This is a genomic window from Aureimonas glaciei (genome assembly GCF_014643375.1).
Taxonomy (GTDB): domain Bacteria; phylum Pseudomonadota; class Alphaproteobacteria; order Rhizobiales; family Rhizobiaceae; genus Plantimonas; species Plantimonas glaciei.
In genome coordinates this window covers 101,501-118,903 of record NZ_BMJJ01000006.1, presented here as the reverse complement: position 1 = coordinate 118,903, position 17,403 = coordinate 101,501, and the positions used below count along the sequence as shown (strand labels likewise).

At 69.3% G+C, this 17,403-nt stretch carries 12 protein-coding genes; 7 read left to right on the top strand and 5 right to left on the bottom strand.

Annotated elements, in window-relative coordinates; all coding sequences use genetic code 11:
- Positions 1–24 precede the first annotated feature (24 nt).
- The 7 genes from IEX88_RS13660 (at position 25) to IEX88_RS13630 (ending at position 12,726) form a co-directional block, all read left to right on the top strand.
- Complete coding sequence (locus tag IEX88_RS13660) at positions 25–1,917, top strand: ABC transporter permease (RefSeq protein ID WP_188851536.1); 1,893 nt, start codon at positions 25–27, stop codon at positions 1,915–1,917.
- Positions 1,914–2,699 (top strand): ABC transporter ATP-binding protein, encoded by a 786-nt coding sequence (locus IEX88_RS13655; RefSeq protein ID WP_188851534.1) that lies wholly within the window; start codon positions 1,914–1,916, stop codon positions 2,697–2,699. The genes IEX88_RS13660 and IEX88_RS13655 overlap by 4 nt, the downstream gene beginning before the upstream one ends.
- The gene (locus tag IEX88_RS13650) at positions 2,696–3,412 is read left to right on the top strand and encodes an ABC transporter ATP-binding protein (RefSeq protein ID WP_188851532.1); all 717 of its coding nucleotides are present in this window, start codon (positions 2,696–2,698) and stop codon (positions 3,410–3,412) included. Before IEX88_RS13655 ends, IEX88_RS13650 begins: the two co-directional genes overlap by 4 nt.
- 7 nt (positions 3,413–3,419) lie before the next feature.
- Positions 3,420–3,914 (top strand): (2Fe-2S)-binding protein, encoded by a 495-nt coding sequence (locus IEX88_RS13645; protein WP_188851530.1) that lies wholly within the window; start codon positions 3,420–3,422, stop codon positions 3,912–3,914.
- Entirely contained in the window at positions 3,914–7,483 is a 3,570-nt protein-coding gene (locus tag IEX88_RS13640; RefSeq protein WP_188851528.1) for a molybdopterin cofactor-binding domain-containing protein, read from the top strand. The genes IEX88_RS13645 and IEX88_RS13640 overlap by 1 nt, the downstream gene beginning before the upstream one ends.
- Positions 7,484–7,606: 123 nt before the next feature.
- Positions 7,607–9,889, top strand: a complete 2,283-nt coding sequence (locus IEX88_RS13635) for an MGH1-like glycoside hydrolase domain-containing protein (protein WP_188851526.1) — start codon at positions 7,607–7,609, stop codon at positions 9,887–9,889.
- A complete protein-coding gene (locus IEX88_RS13630) occupies positions 9,886–12,726 on the top strand; it encodes a carbohydrate-binding protein (RefSeq protein WP_188851523.1) in 2,841 nt (946 codons plus the stop codon). The genes IEX88_RS13635 and IEX88_RS13630 overlap by 4 nt, the downstream gene beginning before the upstream one ends.
- Before the next feature lie 198 nt (positions 12,727–12,924).
- On the opposite strand, the gene IEX88_RS13625 is transcribed toward IEX88_RS13630, so the two are convergent.
- The 5 genes from IEX88_RS13625 to IEX88_RS13605 are packed head-to-tail and all read right to left on the bottom strand — an operon-like array spanning position 12,925 to position 17,347.
- Entirely contained in the window at positions 12,925–13,518 is a 594-nt protein-coding gene (locus tag IEX88_RS13625; RefSeq protein ID WP_188851521.1) for a cysteine hydrolase family protein, read from the bottom strand.
- Complete coding sequence (locus IEX88_RS13620) at positions 13,518–14,579, bottom strand: ABC transporter ATP-binding protein (protein ID WP_188851519.1); 1,062 nt, start codon at positions 14,577–14,579, stop codon at positions 13,518–13,520. The genes IEX88_RS13625 and IEX88_RS13620 overlap by 1 nt, the downstream gene beginning before the upstream one ends.
- Entirely contained in the window at positions 14,566–15,345 is a 780-nt protein-coding gene (locus IEX88_RS13615; protein ID WP_188851517.1) for an ABC transporter permease, read from the bottom strand. Before IEX88_RS13615 ends, IEX88_RS13620 begins: the two co-directional genes overlap by 14 nt.
- Before the next feature lie 9 nt (positions 15,346–15,354).
- On the bottom strand, positions 15,355–16,242 hold the full coding sequence (locus tag IEX88_RS13610) for an ABC transporter permease (protein WP_188851880.1): 888 nt from the start codon (positions 16,240–16,242) through the stop codon (positions 15,355–15,357).
- Positions 16,243–16,273: 31 nt separating this feature from the next.
- Positions 16,274–17,347, bottom strand: a complete 1,074-nt coding sequence (locus tag IEX88_RS13605) for an ABC transporter substrate-binding protein (RefSeq protein WP_244640172.1) — start codon at positions 17,345–17,347, stop codon at positions 16,274–16,276.
- Between the last annotated feature and the right edge of the window lie 56 nt (positions 17,348–17,403).

The window sequence follows — 17,403 nt, the reverse complement described above, 5'->3', positions numbered from 1 at the left end:
CATGCTCGTTCCGGGGATCGGCTGATGGCCTTCATCGTGGTTCAGTTTCTGACGGGCCTGGCCAATGCGGCCTCGCTCTTCCTGGCGGCTTCCGGCCTGTCGCTGATCTTCGGCGTCACCCGCATCGTCAACTTCGCGCACGGCGCCTTCTACATGCTCGGCGCCTATGTCGCCTACAGCCTGACGACGCGTCTGGACGGCGCCATCGGCTTCTGGGGCGCGATCGTCCTGGCAGCCGGCTTCGTCGCGTTGCTGGGCACGCTGCTCGAAATGACGCTGCTGCGGCGCATCTACAAGGCGCCCGAGCTTTTCCAGCTGCTCGCCACCTTCGGCGTGACGCTGATGGTCGAGGATCTCGTCATTCTCGTCTGGGGCCCGCAGGACCTTCTCGGCCCGCGTGCGCCCGGCCTTGCCGGCGCCGTCGAGGTGATGGGCCTGCCGGTGCCGACCTACGATCTCCTGCTCATCGCTCTCGGCCCGCTGGTCCTCGCCGGTCTCTGGCTGCTGATGCACCGCACCCGCTGGGGCGTTCTGGTGCGCGCGGCGACGCAGGATCGCGACATGGTCGCCGCGCTCGGCGTGAACCAGAAATGGCTGTTCACCGGCGTCTTCACCCTCGGCGTCTTCCTCGCCGCCTTCGGCGGCGGGCTGCAGATCCCGCGCACCGCCGTCACCCATCTGATGGATCTCACCATCATTGTCGAGGTCTTCGTCGTCGTGGTCATCGGCGGCCTCGGCTCGATCACCGGCGCCTTCCTCGCCGCCATCCTGATCTCCGAGCTCAACGCCTTCGGCATCCTCGTCTTCCCCGGCATCTCGCTGGTGCTGATGTTCCTGGTGATGGCCGCGGTGCTCGTGGTGCGGCCCTGGGGCTTTCTCGGCCGCCCGACCAAGCCGGACCGCCGCCCGGCCGGCGCCGTCAGCCGGCCCTGGCGTCCGCTGTCGCCGACCCTGCAGGCGGCAGGCCTGGCGCTGCTCGTGATCGCGGCGCTGATGCCGCTGGTGCTCGGCACCTACGGCCTCGGCGTCGGCGCGCAGATGCTGATCGCCGTCATCTTCGCCGCCAGCCTGCAGTTCATGATGTCGACCGGCGGCCTCGACTCCTTCGGCCATGCCGCCTATTTCGGCCTCGGCGCCTATGGTGCGGCGCTCGGCGTGCAATGGCTGGGGCTGCCGATGGAACTGGCGCTCGTGGCCGGCCCGCTGATGGGCCTCGCCGGCGCGCTCGTCTTCGGCTGGTTCTGCGTGCGCCTGTCCGGCGTCTACTTCGCCATGCTGACGCTCGCCTTCGCCCAGATCGCCTGGTCGGTCGCCTTCCAGTGGGTCGACGTCACCGGCGGCGACAACGGCATTCTCGGGGTCTGGCCGGCGGAATGGGCGTCCGGACCCGAGGCCTTCTACTGGCTGGCGCTGGCCGCGGCGACGGTCTCGGTCGTCGTGCTGCGCCGCCTCACCTTCTCGCCCTTCGGCTATCGCCTGCGCGCCCTGCGCGACTCCCCGACGCGCGCGGAAGCCATCGGCATCGACCGGCGCGGCACGCAATACGCCGCCTTCGCGATCTCGGGCACGCTGGCGGGCCTCGCCGGCGCGCTCTTCGCCTTCCTGAAGGGCAGCGTCTTTCCCGATGTCCTGTCGATCCCCTTCTCGATCGACGCGCTGGTGATGGTGCTGCTCGGCGGCGTCGCCACCGTTTCCGGTGCGGTCGTCGGGGCGCTTGTCTACACGCTGGCCTCGATCTGGCTGGTCAGCCAGACCGACCTGTCGCGCCTCGTTCTCGGCGGCCTCATCGTCTTCCTCGTGGTCGCCTTCCCGCAGGGGATCGTCGGCACGATCGCCGGGATGCGGCCCGTCGAGGCCTGGCGCGCCCGGCGGGGTGCCACGACAGGCCGCCTCGTGACAGCGGAGACGCAGCCATGACCGGCGCCCTGCTGCTCGAGGTCGAGCACCTGTCGAAATCCTATGGCGGCGTGCACGCGGTGGTCGATGTCTGCTTTTCGCTTCATGCCGGCGAAATGCTGGCGCTGATCGGCCCGAACGGCGCCGGCAAGAGCACCTGCTTCAACATGGTCAACGGCCAGATCCCCGCCGACACCGGCCGCATCCGCATCGGCGGCCGCGACACCAAAGGCCTGTCGCCGCGCCAGGTGTTTCGCCTCGGCGTCGGCCGCACCTTCCAGATCGCCGAGGTTTTTTCCTCGATGACGGTGCGCGAGAACGTCCAGGCGGTGCTGATGACGGGGGATACCGGACTGGCCGGACTTTGGGGCGCCGCCGGCAAACGGCATGTTGCCGCCGCGGACGCGGTGCTCGAGCTGATCGGCATGGCGGACATGGCCGAGCGCCCATGCGCCGACATGGCCTATGGCGACGTCAAGAAGCTGGAGCTCGGCATCGCTCTGGCCGCCGGCCCGAAACTGCTCTTGATGGACGAGCCGGCGGCCGGCATGGCGCCGCTGGAGCGGGTCGCGCTGATGGCGCTGACGGCCCGCATCGCCAAGGAGCGCGGCATCGGCGTCCTGTTCACCGAGCACGACATGGACGTGGTTTTCTCCCATGCCGACCGGATGATGGTGCTCGACCGCGGCCGGCTCATCGCCGAGGGCAGTCCGGAAAGCGTGCGGCGCGATCCCAAAGTCCGCGCCGTCTATCTCGGCGACGGCCGCGTCTACGACAGCGGCGAGAGAACGGTGCCCGCATGACCGGACAGACCAGGCTCTCCGTCGCTGCGCTGAACGCCTTCTACGGCCCGGCGCAGATCCTCTTCGACGTCGCCTTCGAGCTCCATCCCGGCGAGGTCGTCGCTCTGCTCGGGCGCAACGGCGCCGGCAAGTCAACGACGTTTCGCGCCCTGATGGGGCTCACCGTCCGGCGCGAAGGCGAGATCCGGTTCGACGGCGCGCTCATCACGGCGCTCCCGACCTATGCCATCGCCCGCCGCGGCCTCGGCTATGTGCCGGAGGACCGGCGCATTTTTCGCGACCTGACGGTGGAGGAGAACCTGATGGTCGGCACGCAGAAGACCCGCGAGGGCGCCGCCGCCTGGACGCCGGAGCGGCTCTATACGCTGTTCCCCAATCTTGCCGAGATGCGGCGGCGGCGCGGTGGCGAGATGAGCGGCGGCGAGCAGCAGATGCTGACCATCGCCCGGACCCTGATGGGCAATCCCTCCGTCATCCTCCTCGACGAGCCCTCCGAGGGCCTGGCGCCGAAAATCATCGAGCAGATGGCCGACGCGATCCTGGCGATGAAGCGGGAGGGTCTCGCCATTCTTCTGTCCGAGCAGAACCTGCACTTCGCGCGATTGATCAGCAACCGTGCCTATATCCTTGAAAAGGGACGCATCCGCTTTTCCGGGACCATCGCCGATCTCGACGCCGACGCCGGCCTCCGCGACCAGTACCTGGCGGTGTGAGGCGGAGATGGCGTCCAAGGTCGCGCGGCCGATCACGCTTCACGTCAACGGCAGAGACCACGTCGTCACCGTGCCGCCCGACACCGCGCTTCTGCATGTCCTGCGCAACGATCTCCATCTGAACGGGCCGAAATTCGGCTGCGGCCTCGGCCAGTGCGGCGCCTGCACCGTGCTCGTCGACGGCATGGAAGCCCGCGCCTGCGCCCTGCCGGTGCGGATCGCCGAGCGTCGTTCCGTCGTCACGTTGGAAGGGCTCGCCGTCGCCGGTCGCCCGGGCGCGGTGCAGCAGGCCTTCATCGACCACCAGGCGGCGCAGTGCGGCTATTGCCTGAATGGCATGATCATGACCGTCACGGCCCTCCTCCGACGCAACCCGCACCCGAGCGAGGCGGACGCCCGCGAGGCGCTGCGCTACAACCTCTGCCGCTGCGGCACGCATGTCGAGATCCTCGCCGCCGTCGCCGACCTGACGGGCGCGCCCCCACGAGAGCCCGGGCGCTGATGGATCGGGACGCGGTGGCAGACCTGGCGGGAACCGCGACCGACGCCGGCTCGCTCGCGATCGTCTCGCCGACCGTCGGAACGCATGAAGAGATCTTCCTGTCGATCGGCGCGGATGGCGCGATCGTCGCCTTCAACGGCCATGTCGACCTCGGCACGGGCATCCGCACCGCCCTCACCCAGATCGTCGCCGAAGAGCTGGACGTGGGGCCCGAGCGGGTCGCGATGGTGCTCGGCGACACCGAGCGGACGCCCGACCAGGGACCGACGATCGCCAGCGAGACGATCCAGGTGGCGGCCGTGCCGCTGCGCCGCGCCGCCGCGCAGGCCCGGCACCATCTGGCCGAGATGGCTGCCGTCCGGCTCGGCGTGGCGCCCGAGACGCTGCGTCTGGAGGACGGACTGTTCTTCACCGATGCGGCCAGCAACGAGCGGATCGGCTTTGGCGAACTCGTCGCCGGCGAGACCGTCCGGCTGCGGCTGGTGCCCGACGATCGGCACCTGAAACCGGCCTCCGCCTACCGCCTCGTCGGCCGCTCGCTGCCGCGTCTCGACATTCCCGCCAAGGCCCTCGGCGACTTCACCTATGTTCACGACGTCAGGGTGCCCGGCATGCTGCATGGCCGCGTCGTCCGACCGCCCTATGCCGGCCGCGACAGCGGCGACTTCATCGGCCGGAGCCTGATCGCCGTCGAGGCGGAATCGATCGCGCATCTGCCGGGCATCGTCGCCGTGGTGAGCGAGGGAGATTTCGTCGGCGTTGTCGCCGAGCGGGAGGAGGAAGCGGAGGCGGCGATGAACGCCATCGTCGTCCGCTGGCACCCCGTGCCGCCTCTGCCCGACCTCACGGACATCGCCGAAGCGCTGCGCGCCCATCCGAGCACCGCGCGGACGCTGCTCGACCGCGGCGATGTGGACGCGGCGCTGGCGTCCGCCGAGACGCGGCTGCAGCGGACCTATGTCTGGCCCTACCACATGCACGCTTCGATCGGCCCGTCCTGCTCGGTCGCGGACTATTCGGGCGATCGCCTGGTGCTGTGGTCCGGCACCCAGAACCCGCACATGCTGCGCGCTGACCTTTCCCGCCTGCTCGACCTGCCAGCCGGCCAGATCGACATCCGCCGGCACGAGGCGGCGGGCTGCTACGGCCGCAACTGCGCCGACGACGTCGGCTGCGACGCCGCGCTCCTTTCTCGCGCAGTCGGGCGACCGGTGCGCGTGCAGCTGACGCGCGAGCAGGAGCACGCCTGGGAGCCGAAAGGCGCGGCGCAGCTGATGGAGGTCGACGGTGGCCTCGGTCCCGGCGGGAGTCTGGCCGCCTACGATTTCCAGAGCCGCTATCCCTCCAATCGCGGACCGAACCTGGCGCTTCTCCTCACCGGCGTGGTGCCGCCGCTGCCGCAGCCCTCCGACATGGGCGACCGTACGGCGATCCCGCCCTATCACTACGAGGCGGCGCGGGTGACCGTGCACGACATGGCGCCGATCGTGCGGGCCTCGTGGATGCGCGGCGTCTCGGCCATGCCGAACTGCTTTGCGCACGAATCCTACATCGACGAGTTGGCGACCGAGGCCGGCGTCGACCCGGTCGCTTTCCGCCTTCGCCATCTCGGCGATCCGCGCGCCGCCGAGCTCGTGCGGGCGACGGCCGAGCGCGCCGGCTGGGTGCCGCGGACCGTGCCGCAAAAGATCCGCGACGGCGGCATCCTGCGCGGCCAGGGGTTCGCCCAGGCGACTTATGTGCACGGCACCTTTCCCGGCACGGCGGCGGCGCAGTCCGCCTGGGTTGCCGACGTCGCCGTCGATCCCGCGACCGGCGAGGTCGTGCTGGAGCGCATCACCGTCGGCCAGGATTCCGGCCAGATGATCAACCCCGATGGAGTCCGCCACCAGATCCACGGCAACGTCATCCAGTCGATCAGCCGCGTGATGCAGGAGACGGTAAATTTCGGCGCGACCGGGGTGACCACGCGAGAATGGGGCGCCTATCCCCTGATCGCCTTTCCCGACGTCCCCGCCATCGACGCGCTGATGCTGCACCGGCCCGACCAGCCGCCGCTCGGCGCTGGCGAATCCGCCTCGGTGCCCTCCGCGGCGGCCATCGCCAACGCCATCTTCGACGCCACCGGCGTGCGCTTTCGCGAGGTGCCTTTCACGCCGGAGCGCATCAAGGCGGGACTCGAGGGCGTCGCCCTGCCGCGGCCACCGGCATCGCTCCCGCCGCCTCTGCCGACGCCCGCGAAGGCGCGACCCTGGCGGATGCTCGCGCCCCTCGGCGCCGCGCTCGCCGCCTCCATCGGCACCGCCGCCCTCGCCATTCCCTGGCGCGCGGAGATCGCGCCGATCGCGCCGCGCGGCGCCTCGCTCTATTCGGCCGAGACGCTGGAGCGCGGCCGGGTGCTGGCGGAGGTCGGCGACTGCGCGGTCTGCCACACGGCGGAGGACGGCGCGGTCAACGCCGGCGGTCGCGGTCTGGAAACGCCCTTTGGCACGGTGATGAGCACGAACATCACGCCGGACACCGAGACCGGCATCGGCGCCTGGCCCTATCCCGCCTTCGCCCGGGCAATGCGCGAGGGCATCAGCCGCGACGGCCGCCACCTCTACCCGGCCTTCCCCTATACCGCCTTCGCAGGGATGACCGACATCGACCTCGAGGCGCTCTACGCCTACCTCATGGCGCAGGCGCCGGTACGCGCCGCAGTGCCGGAGACGCGGCTCGCCTTCCCCTTCAGCATCCGCCCGGCCATGGCCGTGTGGAACGCCCTGTTCCACGATCCCGCGCCCTTCAAGCCCAGCCCTGACAGGAGCGCGGCCTGGAACCGCGGCGCCTATCTCGTCGAGGGCCCTGGCCACTGCTCGGCCTGCCATTCGCCGCGCAATGCCTTCGGTGCCGAGGTGCAGGGCGCAATGCGCTTCGCCGGCAGCACGGTCGACGGCTGGAACGCGCCAGGCCTCGGGGCCCATGCCAGCGGTCCGATGCCATGGAGCGAGGACGCACTTTTCGCCTATCTGCGCACCGGCCGGAGCGAGAACCACGGCATCGCCGCGGGGCCGATGGCGCCCGTCATCGACGGCCTCGCCGCCCTGCCGGACGAGGACATTCGCGCGATGGCGACCTATCTTGCGTCCCCTCCCGGTTCGTTGCCCGAGGCCGCGACGCCTGCGGCCCGGCAATCCGCCTTTGAAGATGCCGGAGCGACGGCGGCGCGCCTCGTGGCGGCGAGCGAAGCCGGCGCCCGGCCTGCCACCAGTGCCGGCGCGCGGCTCTTCGACGGCGCCTGCGCGGCCTGCCACAGGCCGGAGGCAAAGGGCGTGCTCCTCAACGCCGGCACGGCGCTCGCGCTCAGCACCAAGGTCCATGCCGACCGGCCCGACAATTTCCTGCACACCGTCCTCGGCGGCATTGCGGCGCCCAGGGACGGGTCCCATGCGGGCATGCCGGGCCTCGCCGGCAACCTGAGCGACGGCCAGATCGCCGACCTCGCCGCCTATGTGCGGGGCCGCTTCGCGCTCGGCAGGCCGGCCTGGCCGGATCTCGTGGCCAACACCCGGCGCCTGCGGGACTGAAAGGGCGCGGACGGTTCCACCGGGAGCACCGCGTGGTAGGAATGCCTCGGCCCCGCTTGGCCCCGCCGACCCTCTGATCCCTGTCCGTCACCCATCACCCCCGAAAATCCCGCAGGACATCCCATGCTCGTCGATCCCACCATCCCCCTCGCCGACGCCTGGAACAGCTGGAGCGAGCACCCGGCGGAGATGGTGTTTCTGCCGCTCGGCGTGCGGGTGACGCCGGTGCTCTACGCCGCGAGCCTCGGCACCGCGACGAGCCCCGGGATGATGAAGGGTCTTCGCCCCGGCCGGCACGGGCTGCACGGCGAGGCGGTGGAGTTCGAGCTGGAGCACGGCGGCACGCGCCTCGCCTTTGCCTATGCCAAGCCCGATCCCTGGACGATCACCGGCGGGTGGCGGGACCTCCACCGCGCCGAATGGGGCCTGCGCTTCTGGGTGACGCTCTGCCTCTCGGCCGAGACCGGCGAGACCGTCCAGTACCGCGAGGCGGATGGGGCGGCGCTCATCACCATCGGCACGCGCTGCCTCGCGCTCGTCTCCCGCGAGGCGCCGGTACAGGTGACGGGCCATGCGAGCGTCGAGGCGGTGGTCGCCGATTTCGACGCCAACGGCTATTTCGACATCGCCAGCCGTTCCACCGCCGCGCAGGTGATCGCGCTGCGGTTCAACCTTGAAATGCACCCGCATGGCGCCTTCGCCGCCGCCGTCGCGGACGCGCCCGACCTGGCGATCGGTAAGGCCAAGGCGGCGCTGGCCGGCATGGATCGCGACGGGACGGTCGGCGCCAGAGCAACCGCTCCCGGCGCGGATGCCGCCCTGTCGCAGACGCTTCCGACCCAGACCGGCCGCCATGCCGGCGCGCTCGACGCGGTGCGCGACGTGATGGGCTGGAACACGCTCTACGACCGCCGCAACCATCGCCGAACGACGGCCATCAGCCGCATCTGGAACCTTGGAGACTTCGCAGTCTGGTTCAACGACCAATGCTATGCCGCTCTGATGACTGGCATTTTCGACGCAGTCCTTGGTCGGGACAATCTCGCCGTGGCGATGGCGAGCGCGACGCCGCAGGGCAATTTCGCCTGCCTTCTGACCTCGCGCGATGCCTGGGTCGACCGCACGCAGACGCCGAACGGCGCCTTCATCGCCTGGTCGATGTATCTGCGCAGCGGCGACCGCTCGCTGCTCGGCCTCGCCTATGCGCCGCTCGCCGCCAACCAGCGCTGGTGGCGGGAGAACCGCGATCCCGACGGGCGTGGTCTCGTCTCCTGCGGCAGCTCGGATGTCGGGACGACCCTCTACAAAGGCACGCATTTCGGCGCCCGCAACGAGACCGGCATGGACAATTCGCCGACGCATGACGAGGCCGTCTACGATCCGGTGACACGCACCCTGTCGACGCTCGACGTCGGCCTCAACGCTTCACTGGCGCTCGACGCGGAGATGCTGGCGCTGATCGCGGCCGAGCTCGGCCGTGGCGACGACGCGGCCGAGTTTTCAGCACTCGCCGCCGACACGCGCGAAAAAATCCGGACGGAACTTTGGGACGAGTCGCGCGGCCTCTTCGCCAACCGCCAGCGCGGCGGCGGCTTCGTTGGAAGCGTCGGGCCGACGAGTTTCTATCCGCTCTACTGCGGCGCCGCGACGCCGGAACAGGCTCAGCGTCTCCTCGTCCATCTCGGCAATCCCCAGACCTTCGGCGGCGACTTCGTCCTGCCCAACGTCACCCGCGACGATCCGGCCTTCGCCGACAATGTCTACTGGCGCGGGCGGATCTGGGCGAACGTCAACTTCTTCGTCTGGCAGGGCCTTCGCCGCTACGGCTTTTACGCGCAAGCGAGCGCGCTGGCCGAGAAGAGCCTCGCGCTGTTCGAAGCGTCCTGGCGCGACGAGCGCCAATGCGGCGAAAACTATTCGGCGGTGACGGGCGAGATCACCGACCGGCCGGACAACGATCCCTTCTATTCCTGGGGGGCGATGCTGCCGCTGCTCGACGTCGCCGAGGTGATGGAGATCGGCCCGTGGAACGGCTGGGAAATCGCCCATACCGGGGAACCGGTGCGGCTCGGGCCGGTGACAAGCCCAATCGGCGCGGTGACGGTCCTCGCCGAGGACGGCGTCCTGAGCCTCCTCAAGGGCGACGCTTCGGTCTTCTCGACGTCGTTTCTGGGACGGCTCGACCACCTCGCGATCGAAAGCGGCCGCTTCTCCGTCCGCCTGCGCGGCAGGGCGGAACAGGGCGCGACGCTCCGCCTTCCGGTCGACCCCGGCCGGACGCTGGTGCTGGCCCGGCTCGGCGAGAAAACCGTGGCCGCGATGGTTCGCGACGGCTGGCTGGAAGTCGACCTTGCCGGCGCCACCGACGGCGACCGCCTCGATCTTCATTTCGCGGCGACCGCATGACCGCGATGCCTGCCGCGCTCGATGCCCCCGACTGGTTCCGCACACCCTCCGCTGACTTCCAGCCCGCGACCTTCTGGTTCTGGCACGCCATCCCGTCCGAGCCCGAAATGACCCGCCAACTCAAGGACATGAAGGCGACCGGCATCGGCACGGTGATGGTCCAGGCCCGCCTGGCGATGCCGATCGAGGACTACCTGTCGCCCGCCTACCTCGCCGCCTTTCGCTTTGCCTGCGCCGAAGCGCGGCGCCTCGGCCTGCGCGTGACGATCTACGACGAGTACAACTGGATGTCCGGCCATGGCGGCGGCCGCACGGTCGATGGCGCCGACCATCTGCGCGAGCGCCACCTTTTCTGGACGCGCGGCATCGTCGGCTCGGAGGGCACGCTGTCGCTCGCCCTCTCCGGCATCGCCTCGCCCTTCTACGATTTTCTCGGCGATGTCGGCAAAAGCTGGGTCTATGAGGGCGGCATGCCGCTGTGGGGCGAATGGACGATCGTGGCGGCAGCAGCGGCGCCATCGAGAACCGCGCCGGTCGGACCGGCCTCGACGGGGACGTCCCCAACCGGGTCGGCGGGGAGCGTCGACGCGGCGGGAGCGCAGTACACTCTCGACGAAGTTGCCGATGTCACGCCCCTCGCAAAACTCGTGTCCTCCGGCGAAGACGGCTGCAGGATTGCGGTCGAGCGCCTGGCGGCCGGCACCGAGGTCACCGTCTTCGTCGCCGCCCGCTGCCGCTCCTCGCGCATGATCAACTACCTCATGCCGGAGGCGGCCGAGCGCTTTGCCGCGGTGGTCTACGCCCCGCTGCTGGAGGCGGCGGGCGGCACGGCGGAAGGCTTCTTCTTCGACCATCCCTATGCCGGCTTCTACGGCTGGGACCAGCATCACGGCGATCTCGGCAACAGCCTGCTCTGGGACGACCGCTTACCGGACCTGCTCGACGACACGACCCCGCTGGCGCTGCAGCTGCTGGCCTTGACGCGGGATATCGGCGCGGAAACCGCCGGCCTGCGCACGCGGTTCTTCGAAACCTATCAGAGCCAGTTGCACGAAGCCTTCTTCGGCACGCTGTCGCGCTGGACGGCGGCGCGCGGGATCGGCTTCTCCGGCCACGAACTCTTGACGCATGTCGGCGCCTGGGGCCTGCAGGACGGGCTCGGCGGTTTCGACCCCCGCTCGATGCCGGGCGTCGATTACTTCGCCATCGACGCCTTCCGTACCCACACCAGCGTCGACGCTGCCGACTACGCGCCGCAGCTGTCGGCGCGCTTCGGCGATAGCGTCGCCCGCGCCCATGGCCGCAAACGCTGCACCATCGAACAGTATTCCACCGGCCGCGAGACCGGATTGCCCGGCCTCGCCGGCCAATGGGGGCTGACGCTGGAAAAGTTTCGCGCGCAGGCGATCCGGCACCTCCTCTTCGGTGCGCGGCAGATCCTCCTGCACGCCTATAACGCCAGCGACGGCGTCGATGGCGACACGCGCCTGCTCTCGCCGCGCTTCGACTTTCCGCCGGGCTTCAATTTTCAACCCTGGTGGGAGGATTGCCCCGGCGTCTTCCGTGAACTCTCCCGGATCTCCGCCTTCCTCGAAGACGGCGAGCCGCTCCGCCCGGTCGCCCTGCTCTACCCGCTGGCGGCGATCAATGCCGGGGCGCCCTCGCCCGATTGCGGCCGGCATTTCGGCTGGTGGGCGGAAGCGCTGGCGCGGGCCGGAATCGGCTACGACATCGTCGATGAGGCCGGGCTGGCGCGGCTGATGACCGGCGGCGAGCAGGCCGGTCCGGGTCTGACCGGAAACCCGGCACTCGCAACGGCCGACAGCGATCCGTTTGCAGAGCCCTCCCTTGCCGGCTACCGGACCCTGATCCTGCCATCCGCCGACACCCTCGCCACGTCCGCATCGGCCGGGCACCTCGCCGCCTTCTCGCGCGCGGGCGGCGCGATTCTGGCGTCCGGCGCCGCGCACCTCCACATCGGCAGGCCAGACGAGGACGGTTCCGCCATTCTTGCCGGCCTGGCCGGCTTTCGTCTTCTTCCCGCCGCTGGCAAGGCCGATATCGAAGCCGCCGTCGCCGCTTTGCGGCGGCCCTGCCCCGATATCCGTTTCGACGCAGGGCCGACCTGGAACGCCGTCCTGCGCGAGGGCGCCACTTGGAAGATCGCGCTGTTCAACGATGCCGACGTCCCGCGCCGGGTCACGCTCATCGTCAATGCGCCGATCGGGGTGGTCCGACGCTGGGACCCTGGGAATGGCACGGCGGCCGTCCTCGACGTCACGGCGGTTGGCGGCGCCTTTGTCCTGACATTGGCGGCGCAAGAGGTGCTCTGCCTGACCGTCGAGGACGGCGAACTGGCGCCTCGCTCACCGAAAGCCTCGGATCCCTTCGGCGATGGGCCGGCGGCGATCGACCTCATCGATGGCTGGATCTTTCAGACCCGCGGTGGCGTGGCCTCCCCGAGAGCCATCGACGTGACGCGCGGCTGGGAGGTCCAAGGTTTTGCCGACTTCGCCGGCACGGGGCTCTATCGCCGGACCGTCGATCTGCCGCCGCTGACGGACGGGCTCGGCTGGCACCTCGTGCTGCCGGATGTGCGCGAGACGGCGGAGTGCTTTGTCGACGGGATTTCCGTCGGTCGCCACGTCGCGGGCGAGGCCGCCTTCGCGCTGGGCGGCGTCAGCGGGGCGGTGAGGCTCGAACTCCACCTCCGCAACACGGCGGCCAACCGGTATTATCCCGGCACGCCGTTCTGGGATGGTTTGTACGAACCGTCAGGCCTTATTGAGCCGCCGCGTCTGGAGGTGCGGGCGATCTGGGTGGAAGGGGTTGTGTAAAGCCAACTCTGTCTTCGGCCCCGCGCGAGGTACCCCCCTCTGGGCTGCCGCCCATCTCCCCCTCAAGGGGGGAGATCGATCGTCGCCGACCCCGCAGCTGCCGATCTCCCCCCTTGAGGGGGAGATGTCCGGCAGGACAGAGGGGGGTTGAAGCCACGCCAACCTGACCGGAAGACGCGCCACCGTTACCGAAAAACCCTACCCGCCCCACGCCGCCAGCACCGCGTCCGTATCCGCGATACACACCTGCTCAGGCATGCGCGGCAGCAGCACGTCCAGGATCGCCCGATGCGACGCCGCGTCCGAACTCGTCAGCGCGTCCGACACCGCGACGACGCGAAAGCCGCGGTCGACGGCGGCGAACAGGGTCGCCAGCACGCAGACGTCGGTCTCGACGCCGGTCATCACGATCGTGTCGATGCCGCCCTCCGCGAGGCGCTCGACGAAGCTTGGCGTCTCGAACAGCGAATAGGTCGGCTTGTCGTAGACGTTGTCCGGCCGCGCCATGGCCTTCAGCGGATCGACGAGATCGACGAGGCCGAGGTCCATGGTCCGGCCGGTGAACATCGACCAGCGCTCGTAATAGGTCTTCCAGCGGCCCGGCGCGGCATCGGCATGCTCGGGCACGGTGAAGCGGCTGTAGAGCGTGCGGTCGGGTTTGGCCTCGGCCAGACGCAGGATCGCCGGCAGCACGTCCGCCATGGTGGGCGCGTGCCAGTCCGTGCGCTCGGCGAAGATGCGCTGCATGTCGACGGCGAGATGAACGGCATTCGGGCCGATCGGGGCGAGCATCAGCCCCTGTCCTCGACCAGCACGGTGTGCTCTGGCGACCAGGACAACGTCACCTCCGCGCCGGGTGAATGCGGACGGGCGTCGCGGTTCTGCGCAAAGATCTTGAACGTCTGCCCCAGCGCCTCGGCCGTATAGGTCAGGGCCGAGCCGGCATAGACAACAGTGGCGATCGTGGCGGCGGCACGGTTCTGGCCCTCCGGCGTGGCGCCAGCGGCCTCGATCAGGATCTTTTCCGGCCGCACCGCGGCGGTGACGGGCGTTCCCGGCGCCGGCAGCGGCCCACGGCAGGCGAGGCTTTCGCCACCGCCGAGCGTGATGCCGGTCGCCGTGGCGGTGCCCCTGAGAAAGTTGGTGTCGCCCAAAAACTCGGCGGCAAAGCGCGTCTTCGGGTTCTCGTAGACCTCGGCCGGCGCGCCGATCTGGACGATGCGGCCGCGGTCGAGGATGGCGAGGCGGTCCGACAGGGTCAGCGCCTCCTCCTGGTCGTGCGTGACAAAGATGGTGGTGAGGCCGCTCTCGCGCTGGATGCGCAGGAGCTCGACCTGCATCTCCTGACGCAGCCGCCGGTCGAGGGCCGACAGCGGCTCGTCGAGGAGAAGGACGCTCGGCCGGATGGCGATCGCCCGGGCGAGCGCGACGCGCTGCTGCTGGCCGCCCGACAGCTGTTTCGGCATGCGTCTGCCGAACTCCGGCAGCCGCACGAGTTCCAGCACCCGCGCCACCTCACGCCGCGCTTCCTCGCCCTTGATGCCGCGGCGGCCGAGGCCGAAGGCGACGTTGTCGGCGACGGTCATGTGCGGGAAGAGCGCGTAGGACTGGAACACCATGCCGATGTTGCGCGCCCAGACCGGCACGTCGGTAACATCCAGTCCGCCGATGGTCACGCGGCCGCGATCCGGCGCGACGAAGCCGGCGACGATGCGCAGGAGCGTCGTCTTGCCGGAACCGGACGGCCCGAGCAGGCTGGTGAACGATCCCGCGGCGAAATGCACCGAGATGTCTTCGAGAACATTTGTCGCGCCGTAGCTCTTGGCGACGGCCTCGACATCAACTGCGGTCACGGGCGGCTCCTGGGCGGGCGAAGATCGCGAAGGCGAGGATGACGGCCATGGAGCCGAGGAGGAGAATGGTCGAGATGGCGTTGATTTCCGGCGTGAAACCCTTGCGGATCGCCGAATAGATCTCGACCGGCAGGGTGCTCGATCCCGGCGTCGCCAGGAAATAGGAGACGACGAACTGGTCGAGCGAGACGGCGAAGGCAAACAGCGCCGCGCCGACGATGCTGGGGAAGAGCAGCGGCAGCGTCACCTTGAAGAAGGCGGCGAGCGGCGGCGTGCCGAGGCTCATGGCCGCCTCTTCCAAATCGACGCGGATGGTGGCGAGACCGGTGCCGACGACGAGGACGACATAGGGAATGGCCAGCGCGACATGGCCGATGAGGATGGCGTGAAAACCGCGGCCGATGCCGGTCCAGAAGAAGAAGACGAGCATGGCCGTGCCGGTGATCAGCCAGGGAATGGCGATCGGCGGCAGAAGCAGGATCTTCAACAGCGTCACGCCGCGAAAGGTGCGGCGCGACAGGGCGACGGCCGCCATGGTGCCGAGGACGGTGGCGATGACGGCGGTGATCGAGGCGATGAAGACGCTGTTCCACCCTGCTGAAAGAAGCCTCGCATTGCCGGCGAGCGCGGCATACCAGTCAGTGGTGAAGCTGAAAGGCATGGCGTAGAGCGGCGAGGCGTTGAAGCCCATGGCGATCATCACCGCGATCGGCAGATACAGGAAGACGAGGATGACGGCGAGATAAACCCGGGCGAGACGGCGCATGCGGGGCCCTCAGATCGTCGCGCTGCGGCGCAGGACGCCGGAGAAGGTGGCGAACACGGCGAGCACGACGGCGAGGATGGTGAAGGAGAGCGCTGCCCCGAGCGGCCAGTTGAAGGCTTGGGTGAACTGGTCCTCGATCACCGTGCCGAGCGTCACGCCGACCGTGCCGCCGAGGATGCGCGGCTCCATGAAGGCGCCGATGACCGGCACGAAGATCAGCACCGCGCCGGAGACGAGGCCGGGCGCCGCCATCGGGATCAGGATGCTCGTCAGGATCGTCCACCAGCGTGCGCCGAGGCTCGCGGCGGCCTCGACCACCGCATCGTCGATGCTGACGAGCGCGATGTAGCAGGTGAGCACCATGTAGGGGAGATAGCCGTGCACGAGGCCCAGGACGATGGCCGGCTGGCTGTAGAGGAAGCCGAGCGAGGGCGCGCCCGGCCAGACGCCGCGCACCATCCAGTCGAGGAACCCGCCCTCGCGGATCACCATGGTCCAGGAGAAGACGCGCACGAGGCCGTTCGTCCAGAACGGCAGAAGGACGAGGATCAAGAGCGTCTCGCGCACGCGTCCGGCCGTCGCCTTGGCCAGCGCCAGGGCGGCGAGGAAGCCGACGACGGCGCAGATCGCCGTCGTCCACAGGCCGATCTTCAGAGAGGTCCAGGCGACGCCGAGAAGATAGGGCTGATCGACGAAGACGCGGTAGTTCTTCAGCGTAAAACCGATCTCCTTGTTGCCCATCGGCGTTGCCGTCAGGAAGGAGAAGCCGAACATGGTGGCGAGCGGCAGGAGGACCGCGAGGGTGAGCCAGCCATAGGTCGGCAGGAGCAGCGCCGTCGTCGCCACCCAGGGCGGCAGCCGGCCCAGCGGCCCCGCCGAGGATGGGGCGCCGGGCATGCCGGCGGCCCCGGCCCGCGAGGCCTTGGCCTCAGCTGGCATAGAAGGCCTTCACCTCTTGCCAGAGATTGTTGAAGGTCTCGCGCTTGGCGTCCTCCATGGGCGCCATCAGCGTCATCGACGCCAGGAATTTCGGATCGTGAACCTGGCGGCTGAGATCGTCGGCCGGCAGCTTCTGCATCGCCGCCTCGTTGGCCGAGGCCGGCGCGCCGATCTTGGTCGCCCATTCGAAATAGAAGTCGGGATCGATCATGTAGTCGATGAACTGTGCCGCCTCGGCCTTGTTCTCGGCCGTCGCGGGGATCGCCAGGGTATCGAACCAGCCGATCGCGCCCTCCTTCGGCACGTCGAAGACCACGGGCAGGCTGAAATTGCGCTTGGAGCGCACCGAGGCGCCGGACCAGTAGATCGACAGGTCGAACTCCCCGGCGGAAAACGCCTTGTTCCACTGGTCCTCGCTCGACCAGATCGTCTTGACGTTCTGCTTCAGCGCCTTCAGCTGCGTCTTGATAGCCTCCAAGTCCTTCGGGTCGTTCATGTCCTGGCCGGTCATCAGCGCGGCGACGCCGATCGCGGTCACGGCGTCGTCGTAGAGGCCGACCTTGCCGGCATAGGCGGGATCTGCGAGCGCCATGTAGCTCTCCGGCGCCGCGCCGCCTTCGCGGTAGGCGAGCGCGTTCATGCCCCAGACCCAGGCGACGCCGTAGGGCTTGCCGTCGACCGTGATGAAGGGATTGTCCTTCAGCTGCGGCGACAGGCCGGCGGCGTTCGGGAGGGTCGACAGGTCGATCGGGTCGAGCAGGCCTTCCGAGACGGCCTGCTGGGTGCGCGCGCAGTTGACGAGGACGACGTCGTAGACGCCCGGATTGGTGCGCAGCTTGGTCAGCATCTCCGCTTCCGAGCTGAAATAGTCGCTGACCACCTCGATGCCGGTCTTCTGCTTGAAGATCTCGAGCGCCCAGACCTCGTCCGTGCCGTAGCCCTGCCAGTTCAGGACGGTAATCTTGCCGGCCGCGCGGGCAGGCCGGGAGAGACCGCCGAGACCCGTCGCCGCCACGGCGCCGGTTCCCATGATCGCCATGATGTCACGCCGTGTCAGCCGCATGTCACGCTCCCGCTATTTGTTGGTCTACTAACAAGATGTCCAGGCTCGGTTCGCCT